Origin of the sequence: Pseudarthrobacter sp. NIBRBAC000502771, from assembly GCF_006517215.1 — a bacterium.
GTDB classification, from domain to species: Bacteria; Actinomycetota; Actinomycetes; order Actinomycetales; family Micrococcaceae; genus Arthrobacter; species Arthrobacter niigatensis.
Genome location: NZ_CP041187.1, coordinates 1,999,623 through 2,015,394 on the forward strand (window position 1 = coordinate 1,999,623; position 15,772 = coordinate 2,015,394).

Here is a 15,772-nt window from a genome sequence, read left to right on the forward strand (position 1 = left end):
GACCGCCCGGCAATTCCAAGGAGCATCATGACCTACACCCTGGCCACCACTGTTTCCCTTCCCTGGGCGGAGGCGCTGGAGCGCACCCGCGAAGCCCTCGCTGCCCAGGGGTTCGGGATCCTGACCGAAATCAATATCCGTTCCACCTTCGAAGCCAAGCTTGGCTCCGAGGCCGCGGACGCCGTCGGCGATTACGTCATCCTTGGCGCCTGCAATCCTTCCCTTGCCAGCCGCGCCCTGGCCGCCGAGCCGCAGATGGGCGCCCTGCTGCCCTGCAACGTGGTGGTGCGCCGGAACAACGCGGCGGATGTAACCACGGTGGAGGCCATCGATCCCCAAGCCATGGTGCAGCTCAGCAGCGCGCCTGCCGTCAAGGACGTGGCGGACGACGCCGGCACGCGCCTTCGGAAGGCCCTGGCCAGCCTGGGCAAGGCGGACGGGTAGCAAAGGGGAGACCATGCCGGAACCGCTTGTCATCGTCTTTGACGTCAACGAGACACTCTCGGACATGGGACCGCTCGCGGACGCCTTTGAGCAGGCCGGTGCGCGGCGGGAACTGGCCAGGCTCTGGTTCGCAACGCTGCTGCGGGACGGTTTCGCCCTCGCCGCCAGCGGCGACAACCGGGCCTTCGCCGCCATTGGCGCCGACGCCCTCCGCGCCCTGCTGGAAGCCGAACGGGTTTCCGGGGACCTGGACGCCGCCGTCGAACGCGTCATGGCCGCAATGCAGGACCTCTCCCTCCACCCGGATATCCCCGACGGTGTACGCGCCCTGGCCGCGGCCGGGCACCGGCTGGTAACCCTGACCAACGGCGCGGCCGCCAACACGGACAAGCTGCTCGTGGCCGCGGATATCCGGGACAGCTTCGAGCTGCTGCTCTCCGTGGCGGACGCAGCCGCGTGGAAGCCCGCCAAGGCCGCGTACCACTATGCGGCAGCTTCCGCCGGAGCGGACCCTTCCGGGATGCTGCTGGTCGCCGTCCACCCCTGGGACATCCACGGGGCAGCCCAGGCCGGACTGCGGACCGCCTGGATCAACCGGACGGGCTCCCGGTACCCCTCCTACTTCCAGGAGCCGGACATCGTCGTCGCGGCCCTGACCGAACTGCCGGACGCCCTCGCCGCTGCCCTGTAAGACCCGGCCGCCCGTGGTGGCGGGCGGTGCGGAAGAACCTGTAGTCTCTGTTCACGGTGATGGATCCCGCCGGAAGGCCCGCGCAGGTGCGCGGTCTTCGAACCGCCGCCTGGCTGATGGTTCCTGCCTTTGCTGATCCGAAGGTAGGTGGCCCGTGCCCGCAGCCGGCCCAGTCTTCCTGCCCCGGCCCGACCAGGAGAGCCCATGACTGAGCCCGAGCAACCCAAAGACCCCGCCGGTGCCGTGCCCTACGTCCCCCGGAAGATCAGCGGTCCGGTGCTCATGGGCGTGGTGCCCGGCCAGCCGCTCGCAGTCGCCCACCGTGCCGCCGAACTGGCGTTCAGCCTGGGCGTGAAACTTGTCTGTGCCTATGTGGACGTCACCACGTACCTGGCGGAAGAGCCCGACGGCAGGGTGGAGGCCCGCCCCATCGACCCCGACGGGATCGATGACGACATCGAAGGGATCAGCGCCTCCATTGCCGGTGACCTCCAAGAAGCTTTGGGCGCCAGCGGGATCGACTGGTCCTTCGTGACCTTGGCGGGGGACCCGGCCCGGGCACTCGGACGGCTGGCCGAATCCACTGATGCCTCTGTCATCGTGGTGGGCACCCGGGAACGCGGGCTCGGCGCGCGGTTCGAGGAACTGCTGGTGGGATCCGTTGCCGTGCACCTGACCCACCGCCAGCACCGGCCCGTCCTGGTGGTCCCGCTGGCCCCGCATTCCAGGCGCCAGCCGAAGGCGGGACGCTGATGGAGCAGCCCGTCCCCAGGACCGAAACGCAGGACGCAGCCGACCTCGGAACCCTGGGCGGGGCGCGCGTCCACCGGCCGGTCCACCTGCACCCCGGGTTTGTCCTGGTGGTCATCATCGGCGGAATCCTCGGCGCGCTGGCCCGCTACGGGGTAAGCGGCGTCCTGCCCGCACCCGGCGGCTGGCCGCTTCCCACCCTGGCCATCAACCTGGCCGGGGCGTTCCTGCTCGGCGCCTTGCTGGAGGCACTGGTCCGCCGGGGGCCCGACGCCGGCCGGCTGAGGCTGGTCCGGCTGCTGGTGGGCACCGGGTTCATGGGCGCCTTCACCACCTACAGCACCCTGGCCGTGGAAGCCACCACCCTGGTCAATACCGGCCGCAGTGCCGATGCCGTCCTCTACGTCGGCGCCTCCGTGGTGGCCGGCGCGGTGGCAACCGTCGCGGGCATCCGCCTCGCAGCAGCCCAGCACGGCCGCACCACCCGCCGGCCGGGGCCGGCCGCCGCGAAGGAAGGACGCCGGTGAGCCCCCTGACCATCATCCTGCTGGGACTCGCGGGCGGCCTCGGAGCCGCCACCCGCTTCGTGGTGGACGGGCTGGTGCGCACCAAAATCAGGACCGCGCTGCCGGTTGGCACTATCGCCATCAACGTCACGGGATCGTTCCTGCTGGGCCTCCTCGCCGGCGCCGTGATCGTGCACGCGGCCCCACCCGAGCTGCAGGCCATCGCCGGCACGGGGTTCCTGGGCGGCTACACCACCTTCAGCACGGCCAGCTTCGAAACAGTCCGCCTGGTCCAGTCCCGCCGCACCGGGCTGGCACTCCTCAACGCCGTGGGCACCGCGGTGGCCGCGGTGGGCGCCGCGGCCGGCGGCTTCGCCCTCGCGGGCCTGCTCTGACGGCACCGGATGCAGCGGCCCCAGGCCGGCTAGGAAATTCCGGCGGGAACTTCCCGCAGCCCGGCACGGTGCAGGCGCTCCAGCTGGACCACGTCGCGGGTAAAGGACACGGCGAGCAAACCGAGGGCCAGCGCGGGAACCAGGCCCGCGGCCAGGGCAGGGACGCCCGGGAGCAGGGCAATGAGCAGCGCAAACGGCTGGAATGCCCCGATGGCCTTGCGGGACGCGCTGGCCGGCAGCACCGCGCGAAGCTGCGGCCGGAGCAGGCCCGCGGCCACGAAGGCGTAATACATGGCCCCGATGGCCGGCGTCCAGGGGCCGGCCACGGGAGCGGCTCCGACGGACAGCACCAGCACCAGTGCGGCGTCGGTGGCGGAATCGAACCGTGCTCCGGCGGCTGAGGAGGTTCCGGTTCGCCGCGCCACCACGCCGTCCAGCCCGTCCAGGAGGAACGCCGCGGCGCCCAGGAGGGGGAGGAACAGGTCGGTGCGGCGGCCCGTGAATAACTGCGGAACCGCCAGCACCGCGCACAGGGCCACCAGGATGGCGCGCAGCAGGGTCACCCGGTCCGCCGGCGTCGAGAAGCGCGGGATCCGCCGCAGCACCGAGCCGACGGCGGCCCCCGTCACCACTGCTCCCGCGCACAGGCCGGCCAGTTGGAGGAGCAGTCCGGACGGGGACACGGACGTCAGCACCAGGGCCGAGAACACGTACCCCGAGACGGCTCCGAAGGCGTCCGGCACCGCCCGCTCAGCCCCGCTCATCGCCCACCTCCCCTCGCATGCTAACAACGGCCGGGGTGGTGGTCACCGCCGGAAGCGCCGGGACCGGACTCCTGCGCCGGCGTCGGACGTTCCCCTGCGGCGGCCGCGGACCAGGCCGGCAAGCGCAAGCAGGGCCCCGGCACCCTCGGCAACGGCGCTGAGGGATTTGGAGAAGAACCAGACGGGGTCGTACATGGCCGGGATCGGTCCGATGGCAGGGATGTCAACGTACCGGTACAGCACGACGGCGGCGAACGCGCTGAGGGCCACCACCAGGGCCACGCCATAGGCAGCCCTGCTGCCGCGGACCAGGACGTAAACGCCTGCCACCAGCGCGGCCGCCGCTTCGAGCAGGAACAAGGTGCCCTGGCTGACGGTGCCCGGCTGCGTGTTCTGGTAGCCCGGGGCCAGGAACAGGTGCACGCCGGCATCGATGAACAGCGCCAGGGCGGTCAGTAATCGTAGAGCCACGCTTATGTATACGCCCGAAGTTCCCTTCCGGTTCATTCGGCCCTGTTCTCGTTGTGGGATTTAGGGGGAATATTAGGGGCATCCGCAGTCTTGCGCCCTTTAGCGGGCAGCCGAGCCTGCGGCCCTACGAGCAAGGAGAATGACAATGACCCTTCCCAAGGACATCACGCCGGGAACCTGGACCCTGGACATGTCGCACAGCGAGATCGGCTTCAGCGTCCGCCATGCCGGGATCAGCAAGGTCCGCGGCCGCTTCACTGAAGCCCAGGCCGAGGCACGCGTGGGCGAGTCGCTGGCTGACTCGTCGGTGCACGCCACGGTCTCCACCGCAAGCTTCGACTCCGGTGACGCCAACCGCGACGCACACGTGCGCGGCGCGGACTTCTTCGACGTCGAGAAGTATCCCGAGATGACATTCCGCGGCACCGCCATCGAAGGGGACGGGGAGGACTACACCCTGACCGGCGACCTGACCATCAAGGGCGTGACCAAGCCTGTGGAGCTGGAGGTCGAATTCACCGGCGTGGCCGTTGACCCGTTCGGGGCCACCCGGGCCGGCTTCTCCGCCGAGACCGAGATCAGCCGCAAGGAATTCGGGCTCACCTGGAACGCGGCGCTGGAAGCCGGCGGCCTGCTGGTCAGCGACAAGGTGAAGATCAACCTCGAAGCGGCCCTGGTCAAGCAGGCCTAATCCCGCAGGTTCCCGCCGCGCCCGTTACTTCTCGACGCGCGAAAACGCCGGCGCTACCGGAATGTCCGTAGCGCCGGCGTTTTGGCGCCGCGGGAATGCCTTTGCGCAGCGGAAATGGATTTGCGCCGCGCCAGCGGTGGCCTACAGCGGGTCGGGGCGGACCTTGACGTTGCCCAGTGAACGGATCAGGGCCACGGCGGTAATGGACCCGGCTGCCATGATCGAGGCGAGCACCACCACCTGGAACCGGCCTGCCTCGAACGGGGAGGCGCCGCCGAAGATCGCCCCGACGAAGGCTCCCGGGAGGGTCACCAGGCCGGTGGTCTTGGTCTGGTCCGTGGAGGGAATCAGCGCCGAGTGCACCGCCTGCCGGGCCTGGACCAGGGTTGCCTGCCGTGGCGTGGCACCCAGCGCGAGCCACCCTTCCACCTGGTCCCACTGCTCCACCACCGCTTCGAAGAACCGCCTTCCGGCAAGGGTGGCGATGGTCATGGAGTTGCCAATCACGATCCCGCCCACCGCCAGCGCGTACCGGGGCGAGAATTCAATGGCGCCGGTTCCGAACACGACGGCGACCGTCACCAGGATCCCGGCGGCCATGGTTCCGGCCACCAGGCCAAAGGGCCGCCAGGACCAGGTGAGGCGCCGCGTCGCGGTCACGGCCGCCACGCTGAACATCACCAGCAGGGCCGCCCCCACCCACAGCGGGTTGCTGATCACGCCGCCCAGCACCAGGCTGATCACGGCCAGCTGCGCCGCGCCGCGCAGGATGGCCAGGGCAGGGGAGAGGTACGACGGCGTCCGCGAGCCCCACAGGATGCCCACCGTGAGTGCCGCCAGGATGGCAATGGCCGCCAGGGTGGGCAGCAGGGCGGCAAGCACGGACATCCTGCCAGCTTACTGAGCGCCCGCCGTCGTCCCCGCCCAGACGCCCCATCACCTTTGGCGGGTTTTCCTGTGACGCCCCATCACCTTTGGCGGGTTTTCCTGTGACGCCCCATCACTACCACCGCTCCCGCAGGCCGAAAGTTGGCCCAGGTGACCGGACAGGATAAGACTGTGGGTATGTCACGCGGAACCCTTCGGATCTTTCTGGGCGCGGCGCCCGGCGCGGGCACCACATACGCCGCGTTGCGGGAAGCGCACCGGCTGCTGGCCGGGGGCAGGGACGTCGTGGTCGGCATCGCAGCGGACCACGACCGGGAGGAGACGCGGCAGCTCGCAGAAGGGCTCGACGCCGTTGCGCCGCGCCTTTCGGGCGGTACGACGGGAGCAGGGGTGCCGGGCCTGGACGTGGACGCCGTGCTGGAACGGAAGCCGGATGTGGCCGTCGTGGACGAGTACGCACACGTCAACGCCCCAGGCAGCAGGAACCAGCAGAGATGGCAGGATATCGAGGAGCTGCTGGCGGCGGGCATCGACGTGCTGTCCACCCTTTGCGTGCAGCAGCTGGGGTCCCTCAGAGACCTGGTTGCCGCGATCATCGACGATCCGCCGGACGCAACGGTGCCGGATGGGATTGTGCGGCGGGCGGACCACATTGAGCTTGTGGACATCCCACCTGCGCTCCTGCGCCAGAGGGTGGCGGACGGCAGGATCTTTCCGGCGGACAGGATCGATGCCGCCCTGGCCAACGAGTACCGGCCCGGCACCCTGCTGGCCCTGCGCGGAATGGCCCTGATCTGGCTCGCGGACCGGGTGGAGGAAGGCCTGGCGGCGTACCGGGAAAGCCAGGGCATCACCGCCGCGTGGCCCACCCGCGAACGGGTGGTGGTGGGGCTTGCCGGCTCCCCCGGGGACGAGGTGCTCATCCGGCGGGCGGCCCGGATCCTGTCCCGCGTCAACGGCAGCGAACTCCTGGCCGTCCACGTGCGAGGCACCACCGCACGGCGGGAGGCGTCGGAACAAACCGTGGAGGCGCAGCGGCAGCTCATCACTGACCTCGGCGGCACCTTCCACACGGTGTCCGGGGATGACCCGGCGCAGTCCCTGCTGGAATTCGCCCGGAGCGCCAACGCAACCCAGATCGTCCTCGGGGCAGCACCGGGAAGCCCCTGGAGCCGCGTCCTGGGCAGGGGCGTGGCGTCAAGGGTGGTGCGGGAATCAGGCGACATCGACGTGCATCTGGTCTCCCATCCGCCCGCGGCCCGCGGACTCCCGCGGCATACCCCCGCAGCCCTCAGCCGCACGCGCACCACGGTTGGCTATATCCTCGCGGTGCTCCTCCCCGTGCTGGCCTCCACCCTCCTGTCCTTCAGCCGCGACCTGAACCTCGCCACCCACGCCCTGGTGCACCTGACCGGGGTGATGGCGGTGGCGTTCATCGGCGGGCTGTGGCCGGCCGTGCTCGCAGCCGTCCTGGCATCGCTGCTGCTGAACTACTTCGAAACGGACCCGGTGGGCACGTTCAACATTAGCGACCCGCAGAACGTCTTTGCCCTGCTGGTCTTCCTCGGGGCCGCGGTGGCCGTGTCCCTGGTGGTGGGCCTGTCTGAACGCCGGGCGCGGGAAGCCGTCCGCGCCCGTGCCGAGGCCACCACCCTCGCCGACCTCGCCAGGGATGCACTCCTCGCGGACGATACCGTTGCCGGTTTCCTGGACAAGGCCCGCGAAACCTTCCAGGTCCGGGCCGCCGGCCTCTTCACCCGTACCGGGGACAGGCAGGACACGTGGGAACTGCAGGCGTTTTCCGGGGACGCGCCGCCACCGTCCCCGGAGGCGGCAACCGCGCTCACTGACAACGTGGAACTGGCCGATCCCCGGACCGCCCTGGTCCTGTCCGGCCGCACCCTGACGGCAGGGGACCGGCTCCTGCTGGCCGCCCACGGAGCCCACCTCCTGCTGCTCCGGCAACACCACGCCCTGCAGCGCACCCTGAAAAGCACCACGAAACTGGCGGAGGGCAACAGCGTCCGCACCGCAATCCTGAGCGCGGTCAGCCACGACCTTCGCACGCCGCTGGCAGGGATCAAGCTGGCGGTCACCGCGCTCCGCCGCCAGAACAGCAGGCTCCCGGCGGAGGTGCAGGAGGAGATGCTGGCCACCATTGATTCCTACACCGAGCGCCTGGACGCCCTCATCTCCAATCTCCTGGACATGTCCCGGATCTCCAGCGGATCGGCTGCACCGCACACCGCCCCGGTCACGTGGCGCGATGCCATCGAGGACGCCCTGCGCGGCATCCCCACGGAGCGCATCCGGATCGACCTCGCACCCAACATGCCGGCCGTGGACGCAGACCTGGGCATGCTGGAGCGGGTCATCGCCAACATCGTGGAAAACGCGCTCAAGTACGCGCCCGGCTCGGACGTGGTGATCGTGGGCGTGTCGGGAGCGGCCAACGCAGCGGACGACGGCGGCACGCCTTTTGGTGAGCTGCGTATCGTCGATCACGGGCAGGGTGTGCCCGCTGCCGCGGTAGTGGAGATGTTCCGGCCGTTCCAGCGGCTTGACGATGCGCCGGAAGGTCTGGGCATCGGGCTGGGCCTGGCCGTGGCGAAGGGCTTTACCGAGGCGATGGGCGGCCGGCTGGTGCCCGAGCCGACTCCGGGCGGAGGGCTGACCATGGTGGTCCGGCTGCCGCTGTCCACCGGGCCCTACAGCCCCAACATCCGCCGGGAAGCAGGCACCGCAACCGTATGAGGACAGTCCTGATCGTTGACGATGAACCGCAGCTGCTGCGCGCCCTGCAGGTGAACCTGCAGGCGGAGGGGTACCGGGTGCTTACGGCCCTGGACGGGGCGTCCGCGCTCAGGCACGCGGAAGGCGGGCACCCGGATGTCATGGTGCTGGACCTGGGCCTGCCGGACATCAACGGCGTGGACGTGATCACCCGCGTCCGGCGCACCAGCAGCATGCCCATCATCGTGCTCTCCGCCCGGCACGGGTCCGTGGACAAGGTCAGGGCCCTGGACGCCGGCGCCGACGACTACGTGACCAAGCCGTTCGGGCTGGACGAGCTCCTGGCAAGGCTGCGCGTCGCCGGCCGCCGGAGCAGCGCGCCCGAGGTTGCCGAGGACCCGCCCGCCGTCGACGTGGGGGACTTCGAGGTGGACCTGGCCAACCGGAAGGTGACCCGGGAAGGGGAACCGGTCCGGCTCACCCCGCGCGAGTGGGCCATCCTGGAACTGCTGGTGCGGAATCCCGGCCGGCTGATCACCCAGCAGCAGATGCTGGCCAGGATCTGGGGCCCGGGCTACGACAACGAGACCCACTACCTGCGCGTTTACATGGGGCAGCTGCGCCGCAAGCTGGAGAAGGACCCGGCCCGGCCCCGGCACCTGCTCACCGAGGCCGGGATGGGCTACCGCTTCGAGCCGTAACCCGTACCAGGGCCGGCAGGAGCGGGCTTACCGGACGATCTTGAAGTTGAACGCCGGGGTGCCCAGCGCGCCCCAGAGGCGCAGCCAAACGGGCAGGAGCATTTCGGTGCCGCGGGCGGTGGAGATGTCGCCGAGGTCAAGGACATCGTCATGGCCGAAGTCCTTAAGGAGGCCCGTGACGGTGTTCTTGGCGTCCGAGTCGTTGCCGGAGACGAAGACCGTGCCGGGGTCGGCCAGGAGCGTGGGGCGTGCCATGAGGTCGGCGTTAAGCGTATTGAGGGACTTCACCACCCGCGAGGCAGGGAAGGTGCGCTGGATCTGTTCGCCGAGGGAGTCGGTGTCCTTGACGAACAGGGTGGGCGGCATGCCCTTGCTGAAATCGAGCGGGTTGGCGATGTCCAGGATTACCTTGCCGTCCAGGTTCCCGGCGCCGGCCGCTGCCAGGACGTCCAGGGACGCGTTGCCGTTGGTTGCGTTGACGATGAGTTCGGCGCCGGCCGCAGCGTCGGCGAAACCGGCGACGGCGATGCCCGGGTTTTCGGCGGCCCAGCCGGCGAACGGGGGAGTTCCCATGGCGTCCGGGGCCGTGCGCGCGAGGGTGGCTTCCGGATCGCGGGTGCCGATGGTGACGTTGTGGCCCAGCTCTGCCAGGCGGGCTGCGATGGTCCGGCCGACGATGCCGGTGCCGAGGACGGCGATGTTCATTGGTGCTCCTTGGTGGGTCCGTGGGGACGGGGCTGATTGTGACGGATCGTTCTCATTTAGTTTGTGACGGAACGTTCCGTCTGTCAAACTTAAGGCCAAGCAGAGTGCAGAAGATTTCGAGGGAGTGTGGTCCGAATGGTGCGAAGGACGGCGGAGGAGAACCGGCGCAATGTCCTGGATGTGGCCACCCGGCTGTTCTACCAGCAGGGAATCCGGGCCGTGGGCATGGATACGGTGGTCAGGGAATGCGGGGTTGGAAACGCCACCGTCTACCGGCAGTTCCCCACCAAGGACGCCCTTGCCACCGCGTATGTGCAGGGGCGTGCCGACGCCTGGTTTGAGCGGATGCGGGAGGCCGCTGATGAGCAACACGATCCCCGGGAGAAGCTCCTTGCCGTGTTTGGGGTGCTGGCTGCCGACTGCGCCGGCCCAACATACCGCGGCTGCCCGATGCTTAACACGAGCACCGAGTTTCCGCTCGGCCAGCACCCGGCCCACATGGCAGCTGTGGGCCACAAGCAGCAGGTGCGCGACTGGTTCAGCTCGCTGGCGGCCGACGCCGGAGCGGAGTCGCCGGACCAGCTCGCCGAAGAGCTCCTCATCGTCCTCAACGGCGCCTACGCCACGGCGGCAGTGCTCGACGGCGGGACGTACGGCAGGCGCGCCCTGGCCCTTGCGCAGTTGCTGATCGGGCAGGCCTGCCCGCGCCCCTAAACGGTGGGCACCAAAGCCGCGTGCCGCCGTCATAAATTCCCGCGTAAAGGATTCGTCAATAAAGGTCCTTTTCGCCGATCCGCCGTTTTGCCCGGTGCTAGCTTCGCAGTGGTCGCGGTGCAAAGGGCAGCGCGGAAAGGCAGAGATGACCACGTTGAGCAGGCCCCCGGCGGATCCTTCCGCGCCCCATGCCCACGGCAGGAAGGCGCTGAAGGACTGGCTGCTGTTCGGGCTGCAGGACAGCAAGGGTACCCACCAGGGCCCCGGCGGCGTGCCCACGCAGCACGAGAAAAAGCATGCATGGTGGCAGGTCATGTGCCTGACCGGTGTGGACTACTTCTCCACCCTGGGCTACCAGCCGGCCATCGCCGCACTGGCCGCCGGTGTCATCTCACCCCTGGCCACCCTGGTGCTTGTGGCCGTGACCCTGCTCGGCGCCCTGCCGGTGTACCGGCGGGTGGCCGGTGAAAGCCCCCGCGGCGAAGGTTCCATCGCCATGCTGGAACGGCTGCTGCCGCGGTGGGGCGGCAAGCTCCTGGTCCTGGTGCTGCTGGGCTTCGCGGCCACCGACTTCATGATCACCATGACGCTCTCGGCCGCCGACGCCACCGCGCACCTGATCCACAACCCCGTGGCCCCCGGCTGGCTGCAGGGGCAGAACATTCCCATCACCCTGGTCCTGCTCGCCCTGCTGGCTGCCGTGTTCCTGCGGGGCTTCAAGGAAGCGATCGGCGTCGCCGTGGTCCTGGTGGTCCTGTACCTGGGCCTGAACGCCATCGTGGTGGTGGTGACCCTGGGCCAGGTCATCTCGCATCCGGTGGCCATGGGCGACTGGTGGACCAATTTGTGGGTATCGCACGGCAACCCGCTGATGGCGGTGGCCATCGCCCTGCTGGTGTTCCCCAAACTGGCGCTGGGCCTGTCCGGCTTCGAGACCGGCGTCGCCGTCATGCCCCAGGTGCGGGGGGCGGACAACGACACCGAGGACAATCCTGCCGGCCGCATCCGCGGAGCCCGGCGCATGCTCACCACCGCCGCCGTGATCATGAGCGCCTTCCTGCTGACCTCGAGCTTCATCACCGTGGTGCTCATCCCGGAGCAGGAGTTCCAGCCGGACGGCCAGGCGAACGGCCGTGCCCTGGCCTACCTGGCGCACGAATACCTGGGCGTGGGCTTCGGCAGCGTGTACGACATCAGCACCATCGCCATCCTCTGGTTCGCCGGGGCATCCGCCATGGCTGGGCTGCTGAACCTGGTGCCCCGCTACCTGCCGCGCTACGGCATGGCCCCGGGCTGGGCCAAGGCCGTGCGGCCGCTGGTGCTGGTGTTCACCCTGATCGGCTTCCTGATCACCTTCATCTTCAATGCCGACGTCGATGCGCAGGGCGGTGCGTACGCCACCGGCGTCCTGGTGCTAATGACCTCCGCCGCGGTGGCTGTGACCCTCTCGGCCCGCAGGAAAGGGCAGCGGAACCTCACCGTGGGCTTCGGCGCCATTTCGGTGGTGTTCGCCTACACCACGGTGGCCAACATCTTTGAACGGCCCGAGGGCATCCGGATCGCCGCCATCTTCATCCTCGGCATCATCGTCATCTCGCTGCTGTCCCGGGTCCGCCGCTCCTTCGAGCTGCATGCCACCCGGGTGCACCTGGACCAGCAGGCCCTGGAGTTCATGTCCAGCACCCTGGACGGGCCCATCGCGATCATCGCGCACGAACCGCTGCGGCTGTCTCCGGAGGCCTACCGGGACAAGCTGGAGTCAGCCATCGAGGTCAGCCACCTCCCGTTGGCGGGGGACGCCCTGTTCCTTGAGGTCATCGTGGACGACTCCTCGGACTTCGAAACCGAACTGCATGTCCGCGGCATCAACCGGCATGGGTACCACATCCTGGAGGTCCACGGCCCGGTGGTTCCCAACACCATCGCCTCCGTGCTGCTGCACATCCGCGACGTCACCGGCCTGATGCCGCACATCTACTTCCGCTGGACGGAGGGGAACCCCATCACCAACCTGGTCCGGTTCCTGTTCCTGGGCGAGGGCGAGATCGCCCCGGTCACCAGGGAGGTTCTCCGCGAGGCCGTCCCGGACGTCACCCAGCGGCCGTGGGTCCACGTCGGCTGATGTGCGGCTGGCTGATGTGCGCCACCGAGGCGGCAACCCGGGCTGCGTCCGCCAGGCTGGAAGGGCGGTGCGAGCGGAAGGCGGCCTCGGCGTCGTCCTCCCAGACGCCGGACGCCAGCACCACAACGTGCACCATGTCGCCGTAGGAGTCGTTGCAGGCCAGGACGTCGCCGGGCACCCGGTGCGCCTCCGGGCCGGCTGACGGCCAGGGCTGGAAGACCACCCACCAGCCCTCGCCGTCCTGGTCGGGGAACAGGTAGCCGCTGGCAGGCTGCAGGGCGCGGCCGTTCAACCCCCGGCCGCCGTAGCCCTCCACGGCCTCGGCTGCCGCGGCGAACTTCACCCTGCCGCGGTCCTCGGGCGACTCATCCCACCGCATCCTGCGCCCCCTGGCTCTACACACTTTCCTGCCTTAATGAAAGGTCCTGAGGGGCCCGTCCGGGGCGCGGGCGGCCGTTTTTTGACGCATTATTTACGGGCCGCCGCACCGCCGCGGGCCATCTCGCGGGATAAGGCGGAGCGGGCCGGCACCATAATGGGACCCATGGAGAGCCCCGTAACCATCCGCCCCATGTGCCCCGAGGGCTGGGACGCCGTACACGCCATCTACGCCGCCGGCATTGCCACAGGGGAGGCGACTTTCGAGAGTGAGCCGCCCACCTGGGAAGCGTTCGACGCCGTGCGGCTGCCCGAGCACAGGCTGGTCGCCGAGGATGCCGGGCGGGTTTCGGGCTGGGCCGCGGTGTCCCGCGTTTCGTCCCGGGAGGTGTACCGGGGCCTGGTGGAGCACTCCATCTACGTGGCGCCGCAGGCACAGGGCCGGGGCGTGGGCCGGCTGCTCCTGGGCGCCCTGGTGGAGTCGACGGAGGCCGCGGGCATCTGGACCATCCAGTCCAGCATTTTCCCGGAGAACACGGCAAGCCTGGCGCTGCACCGGAAGCTGGGCTTCCGGGTGGTGGGGACCAGGGAGCGGATTGCGCGCATAAGTACCGGCCCCAAAGCGGGGCACTGGCAGGACACGCTGCTGCTGGAACGCCGCAGCGCCGTGGCCGGGACCCGGTAACTGCCTTATCCCATGTGGCTCCTTCAACTTCTTGTCCGGGGCCATAGGACCCTGTCCTGATCGTGCGCCCGCGCCTAAGGTCATGGGGACCGCGTCCTCGAGTACAGTTTGGAGCCCATAATGCAATTCCCCGTAGTTTGGCGTCGCAGTGCGGCCACGTTCGCCGCTGCCACAGCCCTCATCCTCTCCGGCGCATCAGCTCCTGCCTTCGCCGCGCAGCAGCCCGTCAAATATGTCAACCTTGGGGACTCCTACTCGGCCGGGTGGGGCTCTTTTGCGCCAACCGCCCTCGTGAATCCGGGATACCTCAGCCCCGAATACGGCGGCCCGACCTGCCTGCACGGCGGCCCTGACGACGTGACGCTGTTCGACCAGCTGCAATCGGTGGCCCTCACCGGCGACTATGCGTGTGCGGGCGCACTTGTGGGAGATCCAAACTCCACCGCCGGAGTTCCAGCCGGGGGTATTCCCACCATCGTCCAGCAGGCGGCTGAGGCGTCCCGTGATGGTGCGCTCAACAGCACCACAGGACTGGTGACCCTCACCGCCGGCGGCAACGACGTCAACTTCGGCCAGATCATCGGAGCGTGCGCTGCAGACCCGTCACCAACGGCTGTCGGTTGCCAGGAGGCCGTAGCCTATGGAGTCCGGCTTGCAAACGGCGTCGACGTGGCTGGAACGGTCGCAAAAATTCGCGAGTACGCGGCAAATGCCAAAATCGCCTGGCTCGGGTACCCCCAGCTCTTTGCGACGGCCGGGGAATCCACCACAGTCATAGCAGGCGGCGGTGTCATGTCCGCAGCGGCCGCAGCGGTGTTCGACAAGGGCACGGACCAACTCAACGCCGTCCTCGCGGGCAAGGCACGGAGCGCCGGCGCGCAGTTCGTGGACGTCACCCCCAAATTCAACGGCCACGAAATCGGTTCCCTCGACTCCTGGTTCAACCTCGGCCAGTACACGCAGTTCAACTTCCACCCCACCGCCGACGGATATACACAGGGCTACTACCCGGCCATGGTCAGCGCGATCAAACCTGCACAGCTCGTGAAGGGCTGAGCCGTACCCTGGGCAGGGACACGCTGGAACGCCGCAGCGCCGTGGCCGGGACCGAGTAGCTTCTCACCGCGAGGGGAGCGTCAGGATCTCGGCGCCGTCCTCGGTGATGGCGATGGTGTGCTCGGTGTGGGCCGTCCGGCAGCCGGTGGCGCTCCTCAGCGTCCAGCCGTCGTCGTCCGTCACCAGCTCCGCCGTGTCCGCCATGATCCACGGCTCCAGCGCCAGCAGCAGCCCGGGCCTCAGTTTGAAGCCGCGGCCGGGCCGGCCCATGTTGGGGACGTGCGGGTCCTGGTGCATGGTGGAGCCGATGCCGTGGCCGCCGAACTGGGTGTTGATGGGGTAGCCGGCGTCGGTAAGGACCCGGCCTATGGCATAGGCGACGTCGCCGATCTTGGCGGCCGGCCCGGCGGCGGCTATCCCCGCGGCCAGGGCCCGTTCCGTGGCTTCGATCATGGCAACGCTCTCCGCCGGGCGTGATTCACCGACGATGAAGCTGATGGCAGCGTCGGCGGCAATCCCGTCCTTGACGACGGCGAGGTCCAGGGTGAGCAGGTCCCCGTCGGCCAGGTCATAGTTGTGGGGGAGTCCGTGCAGCACGGCATCGTTGACGCCGGTGCAGATGTAGTGGCCGAACGGGCCGCGGCCGAACGACGGCGCGTAGTCCACGTAGCAGGATTCGGCCCCGGCCTCGGTGATCATCTCCTTGGTCCACTGGTCGATGTCCAGGAGGTTGGTGCCCACGGTGGCGCGGCTCTTCATGGCCTGCAGGATGTCCGCCACCAGGGCGCCGGTGACGCGTGCGCGGGCCACTTCGGCGGGGTTCAGGATCTCGATCATGGGGCGCCCTTCGTGTCCGGTAAAGCCTACGGGCCATCCTATTTCCCGTATCCCGGCCGATTGCAAGGAACTGTGCCGACCTGCGGGATTATTGCGGGATTGGAATGGGCCCCCGTGCCCGGCACCCTGCATTGCAGCCCGCGCAGGGTGTTGGGACCCTGCTGATGGGGCTAGCCTGTAAGTGGGTCGACACATTCGTTCGCTTTCGCAGGTACCCGTATCAGGTAACTGTTCTCCTTTT

The 15,772-nt window shown here is 69.0% G+C and carries 18 protein-coding genes and 1 riboswitch; of the genes, 12 read left to right on the forward strand and 6 right to left on the reverse strand.

Annotated elements, in window-relative coordinates; all coding sequences use genetic code 11:
* Window positions 1–27 precede the first annotated feature (27 nt).
* The 5 genes from NIBR502771_RS09340 (at window position 28) to crcB (ending at window position 2,786) form a co-directional block, all read left to right on the forward strand.
* Entirely contained in the window at window positions 28–444 is a 417-nt protein-coding gene (locus NIBR502771_RS09340; RefSeq protein ID WP_141159515.1) for a DUF302 domain-containing protein, read from the forward strand.
* A gap of 13 nt (window positions 445–457) precedes the next feature.
* Window positions 458–1,135, forward strand: coding sequence for a haloacid dehalogenase type II (locus NIBR502771_RS09345; RefSeq protein WP_141159516.1), 678 nt, complete (start codon window positions 458–460; stop codon window positions 1,133–1,135).
* Between the two features lie 46 nt (window positions 1,136–1,181).
* Window positions 1,182–1,268, forward strand: a riboswitch (Fluoride riboswitch).
* 71 nt (window positions 1,269–1,339) lie between these two features.
* Window positions 1,340–1,888 (forward strand): universal stress protein, encoded by a 549-nt coding sequence (locus NIBR502771_RS09350; RefSeq protein WP_141159517.1) that lies wholly within the window; start codon window positions 1,340–1,342, stop codon window positions 1,886–1,888.
* Window positions 1,888–2,412: a CrcB family protein gene (locus NIBR502771_RS09355; RefSeq protein ID WP_141159518.1), complete on the forward strand. Its 525-nt coding sequence runs from the start codon at window positions 1,888–1,890 to the stop codon at window positions 2,410–2,412. Before NIBR502771_RS09350 ends, NIBR502771_RS09355 begins: the two co-directional genes overlap by 1 nt.
* Window positions 2,409–2,786 carry a fluoride efflux transporter CrcB gene (crcB, locus tag NIBR502771_RS09360; protein WP_246839853.1) on the forward strand — a complete coding sequence of 126 codons (378 nt, stop codon included), beginning with the start codon at window positions 2,409–2,411 and terminating at the stop codon, window positions 2,784–2,786. The genes NIBR502771_RS09355 and crcB overlap by 4 nt, the downstream gene beginning before the upstream one ends.
* A 29-nt stretch (window positions 2,787–2,815) precedes the next feature.
* Here the strand turns inward: crcB and NIBR502771_RS09365 are convergent, their stop codons facing one another.
* A complete protein-coding gene (locus tag NIBR502771_RS09365; RefSeq protein WP_141159519.1) occupies window positions 2,816–3,550 on the reverse strand; it encodes a CDP-alcohol phosphatidyltransferase family protein in 735 nt (244 codons plus the stop codon).
* 42 nt (window positions 3,551–3,592) lie between these two features.
* Window positions 3,593–4,021: a hypothetical protein gene (locus NIBR502771_RS09370; protein WP_246839854.1), complete on the reverse strand. Its 429-nt coding sequence runs from the start codon at window positions 4,019–4,021 to the stop codon at window positions 3,593–3,595.
* Between the two features lie 145 nt (window positions 4,022–4,166).
* Here NIBR502771_RS09370 and NIBR502771_RS09375 point away from each other — a divergent pair, with 145 nt between their 5' ends.
* A complete protein-coding gene (locus tag NIBR502771_RS09375; protein WP_141159520.1) occupies window positions 4,167–4,712 on the forward strand; it encodes a YceI family protein in 546 nt (181 codons plus the stop codon).
* Window positions 4,713–4,853: 141 nt separating this feature from the next.
* On the opposite strand, the gene NIBR502771_RS09380 is transcribed toward NIBR502771_RS09375, so the two are convergent.
* Window positions 4,854–5,600: an ABC transporter permease gene (locus tag NIBR502771_RS09380; RefSeq protein WP_141159521.1), complete on the reverse strand. Its 747-nt coding sequence runs from the start codon at window positions 5,598–5,600 to the stop codon at window positions 4,854–4,856.
* Window positions 5,601–5,777: 177 nt separating this feature from the next.
* On the opposite strand from NIBR502771_RS09380, the gene NIBR502771_RS09385 reads away from it, so the two are divergent.
* Both NIBR502771_RS09385 and NIBR502771_RS09390 read left to right on the forward strand, forming a co-directional pair.
* A complete protein-coding gene (locus NIBR502771_RS09385) occupies window positions 5,778–8,354 on the forward strand; it encodes a DUF4118 domain-containing protein (protein ID WP_141159522.1) in 2,577 nt (858 codons plus the stop codon).
* Complete coding sequence (locus tag NIBR502771_RS09390) at window positions 8,351–9,034, forward strand: response regulator (RefSeq protein WP_141159523.1); 684 nt, start codon at window positions 8,351–8,353, stop codon at window positions 9,032–9,034. The genes NIBR502771_RS09385 and NIBR502771_RS09390 overlap by 4 nt, the downstream gene beginning before the upstream one ends.
* 27 nt (window positions 9,035–9,061) lie before the next feature.
* On the opposite strand, the gene NIBR502771_RS09395 is transcribed toward NIBR502771_RS09390, so the two are convergent.
* Window positions 9,062–9,739, reverse strand: coding sequence for an NADPH-dependent F420 reductase (locus NIBR502771_RS09395; protein ID WP_141159524.1), 678 nt, complete (start codon window positions 9,737–9,739; stop codon window positions 9,062–9,064).
* A 135-nt stretch (window positions 9,740–9,874) separates the two neighbouring features.
* On the opposite strand from NIBR502771_RS09395, the gene NIBR502771_RS09400 reads away from it, so the two are divergent.
* Together NIBR502771_RS09400 and NIBR502771_RS09405 are read left to right on the forward strand one after the other, a co-directional pair.
* A complete protein-coding gene (locus tag NIBR502771_RS09400) occupies window positions 9,875–10,453 on the forward strand; it encodes a TetR/AcrR family transcriptional regulator (RefSeq protein ID WP_141159525.1) in 579 nt (192 codons plus the stop codon).
* A 145-nt stretch (window positions 10,454–10,598) separates the two neighbouring features.
* On the forward strand, window positions 10,599–12,575 hold the full coding sequence (locus NIBR502771_RS09405) for an amino acid transporter (protein WP_141159526.1): 1,977 nt from the start codon (window positions 10,599–10,601) through the stop codon (window positions 12,573–12,575).
* On the opposite strand, the gene NIBR502771_RS09410 is transcribed toward NIBR502771_RS09405, so the two are convergent.
* On the reverse strand, window positions 12,544–12,954 hold the full coding sequence (locus NIBR502771_RS09410) for a hypothetical protein (protein ID WP_141159527.1): 411 nt from the start codon (window positions 12,952–12,954) through the stop codon (window positions 12,544–12,546). The two genes, NIBR502771_RS09405 and NIBR502771_RS09410, sit on opposite strands and share 32 nt — an antisense overlap.
* Before the next feature lie 165 nt (window positions 12,955–13,119).
* Here NIBR502771_RS09410 and NIBR502771_RS09415 point away from each other — a divergent pair, with 165 nt between their 5' ends.
* Both NIBR502771_RS09415 and NIBR502771_RS09420 read left to right on the forward strand, forming a co-directional pair.
* Window positions 13,120–13,638: a GNAT family N-acetyltransferase gene (locus tag NIBR502771_RS09415; protein WP_141159528.1), complete on the forward strand. Its 519-nt coding sequence runs from the start codon at window positions 13,120–13,122 to the stop codon at window positions 13,636–13,638.
* A 120-nt stretch (window positions 13,639–13,758) separates the two neighbouring features.
* The gene (locus NIBR502771_RS09420; protein ID WP_141159529.1) at window positions 13,759–14,694 is read left to right on the forward strand and encodes an SGNH/GDSL hydrolase family protein; all 936 of its coding nucleotides are present in this window, start codon (window positions 13,759–13,761) and stop codon (window positions 14,692–14,694) included.
* A 63-nt stretch (window positions 14,695–14,757) separates the two neighbouring features.
* Here the strand turns inward: NIBR502771_RS09420 and map are convergent, their stop codons facing one another.
* Window positions 14,758–15,531 carry a type I methionyl aminopeptidase gene (gene map / locus NIBR502771_RS09425; RefSeq protein WP_141159530.1) on the reverse strand — a complete coding sequence of 258 codons (774 nt, stop codon included), beginning with the start codon at window positions 15,529–15,531 and terminating at the stop codon, window positions 14,758–14,760.
* Window positions 15,532–15,772: the final 241 nt, after the last annotated feature.

Coding starts and splice junctions, on each gene's coding strand:
- NIBR502771_RS09375 (WP_141159520.1), top strand. CDS start 4,167: ATGACCCTTCCCAAGGACATCACGCCGGGAACCTGGACCCTGGACATG.
- NIBR502771_RS09345 (WP_141159516.1), top strand. CDS start 458: ATGCCGGAACCGCTTGTCATCGTCTTTGACGTCAACGAGACACTCTCG.
- NIBR502771_RS09385 (WP_141159522.1), top strand. CDS start 5,778: ATGTCACGCGGAACCCTTCGGATCTTTCTGGGCGCGGCGCCCGGCGCG.
- NIBR502771_RS09410 (WP_141159527.1), bottom strand. CDS start 12,954: ATGCGGTGGGATGAGTCGCCCGAGGACCGCGGCAGGGTGAAGTTCGCC.
- NIBR502771_RS09405 (WP_141159526.1), top strand. CDS start 10,599: ATGACCACGTTGAGCAGGCCCCCGGCGGATCCTTCCGCGCCCCATGCC.
- NIBR502771_RS09350 (WP_141159517.1), top strand. CDS start 1,340: ATGACTGAGCCCGAGCAACCCAAAGACCCCGCCGGTGCCGTGCCCTAC.
- NIBR502771_RS09400 (WP_141159525.1), top strand. CDS start 9,875: ATGGTGCGAAGGACGGCGGAGGAGAACCGGCGCAATGTCCTGGATGTG.
- NIBR502771_RS09420 (WP_141159529.1), top strand. CDS start 13,759: ATGCAATTCCCCGTAGTTTGGCGTCGCAGTGCGGCCACGTTCGCCGCT.
- NIBR502771_RS09390 (WP_141159523.1), top strand. CDS start 8,351: ATGAGGACAGTCCTGATCGTTGACGATGAACCGCAGCTGCTGCGCGCC.
- NIBR502771_RS09365 (WP_141159519.1), bottom strand. CDS start 3,550: ATGAGCGGGGCTGAGCGGGCGGTGCCGGACGCCTTCGGAGCCGTCTCG.
- NIBR502771_RS09395 (WP_141159524.1), bottom strand. CDS start 9,739: ATGAACATCGCCGTCCTCGGCACCGGCATCGTCGGCCGGACCATCGCA.
- NIBR502771_RS09380 (WP_141159521.1), bottom strand. CDS start 5,600: ATGTCCGTGCTTGCCGCCCTGCTGCCCACCCTGGCGGCCATTGCCATC.
- NIBR502771_RS09340 (WP_141159515.1), top strand. CDS start 28: ATGACCTACACCCTGGCCACCACTGTTTCCCTTCCCTGGGCGGAGGCG.
- NIBR502771_RS09355 (WP_141159518.1), top strand. CDS start 1,888: ATGGAGCAGCCCGTCCCCAGGACCGAAACGCAGGACGCAGCCGACCTC.
- map (WP_141159530.1), bottom strand. CDS start 15,531: ATGATCGAGATCCTGAACCCCGCCGAAGTGGCCCGCGCACGCGTCACC.
- NIBR502771_RS09415 (WP_141159528.1), top strand. CDS start 13,120: ATGGAGAGCCCCGTAACCATCCGCCCCATGTGCCCCGAGGGCTGGGAC.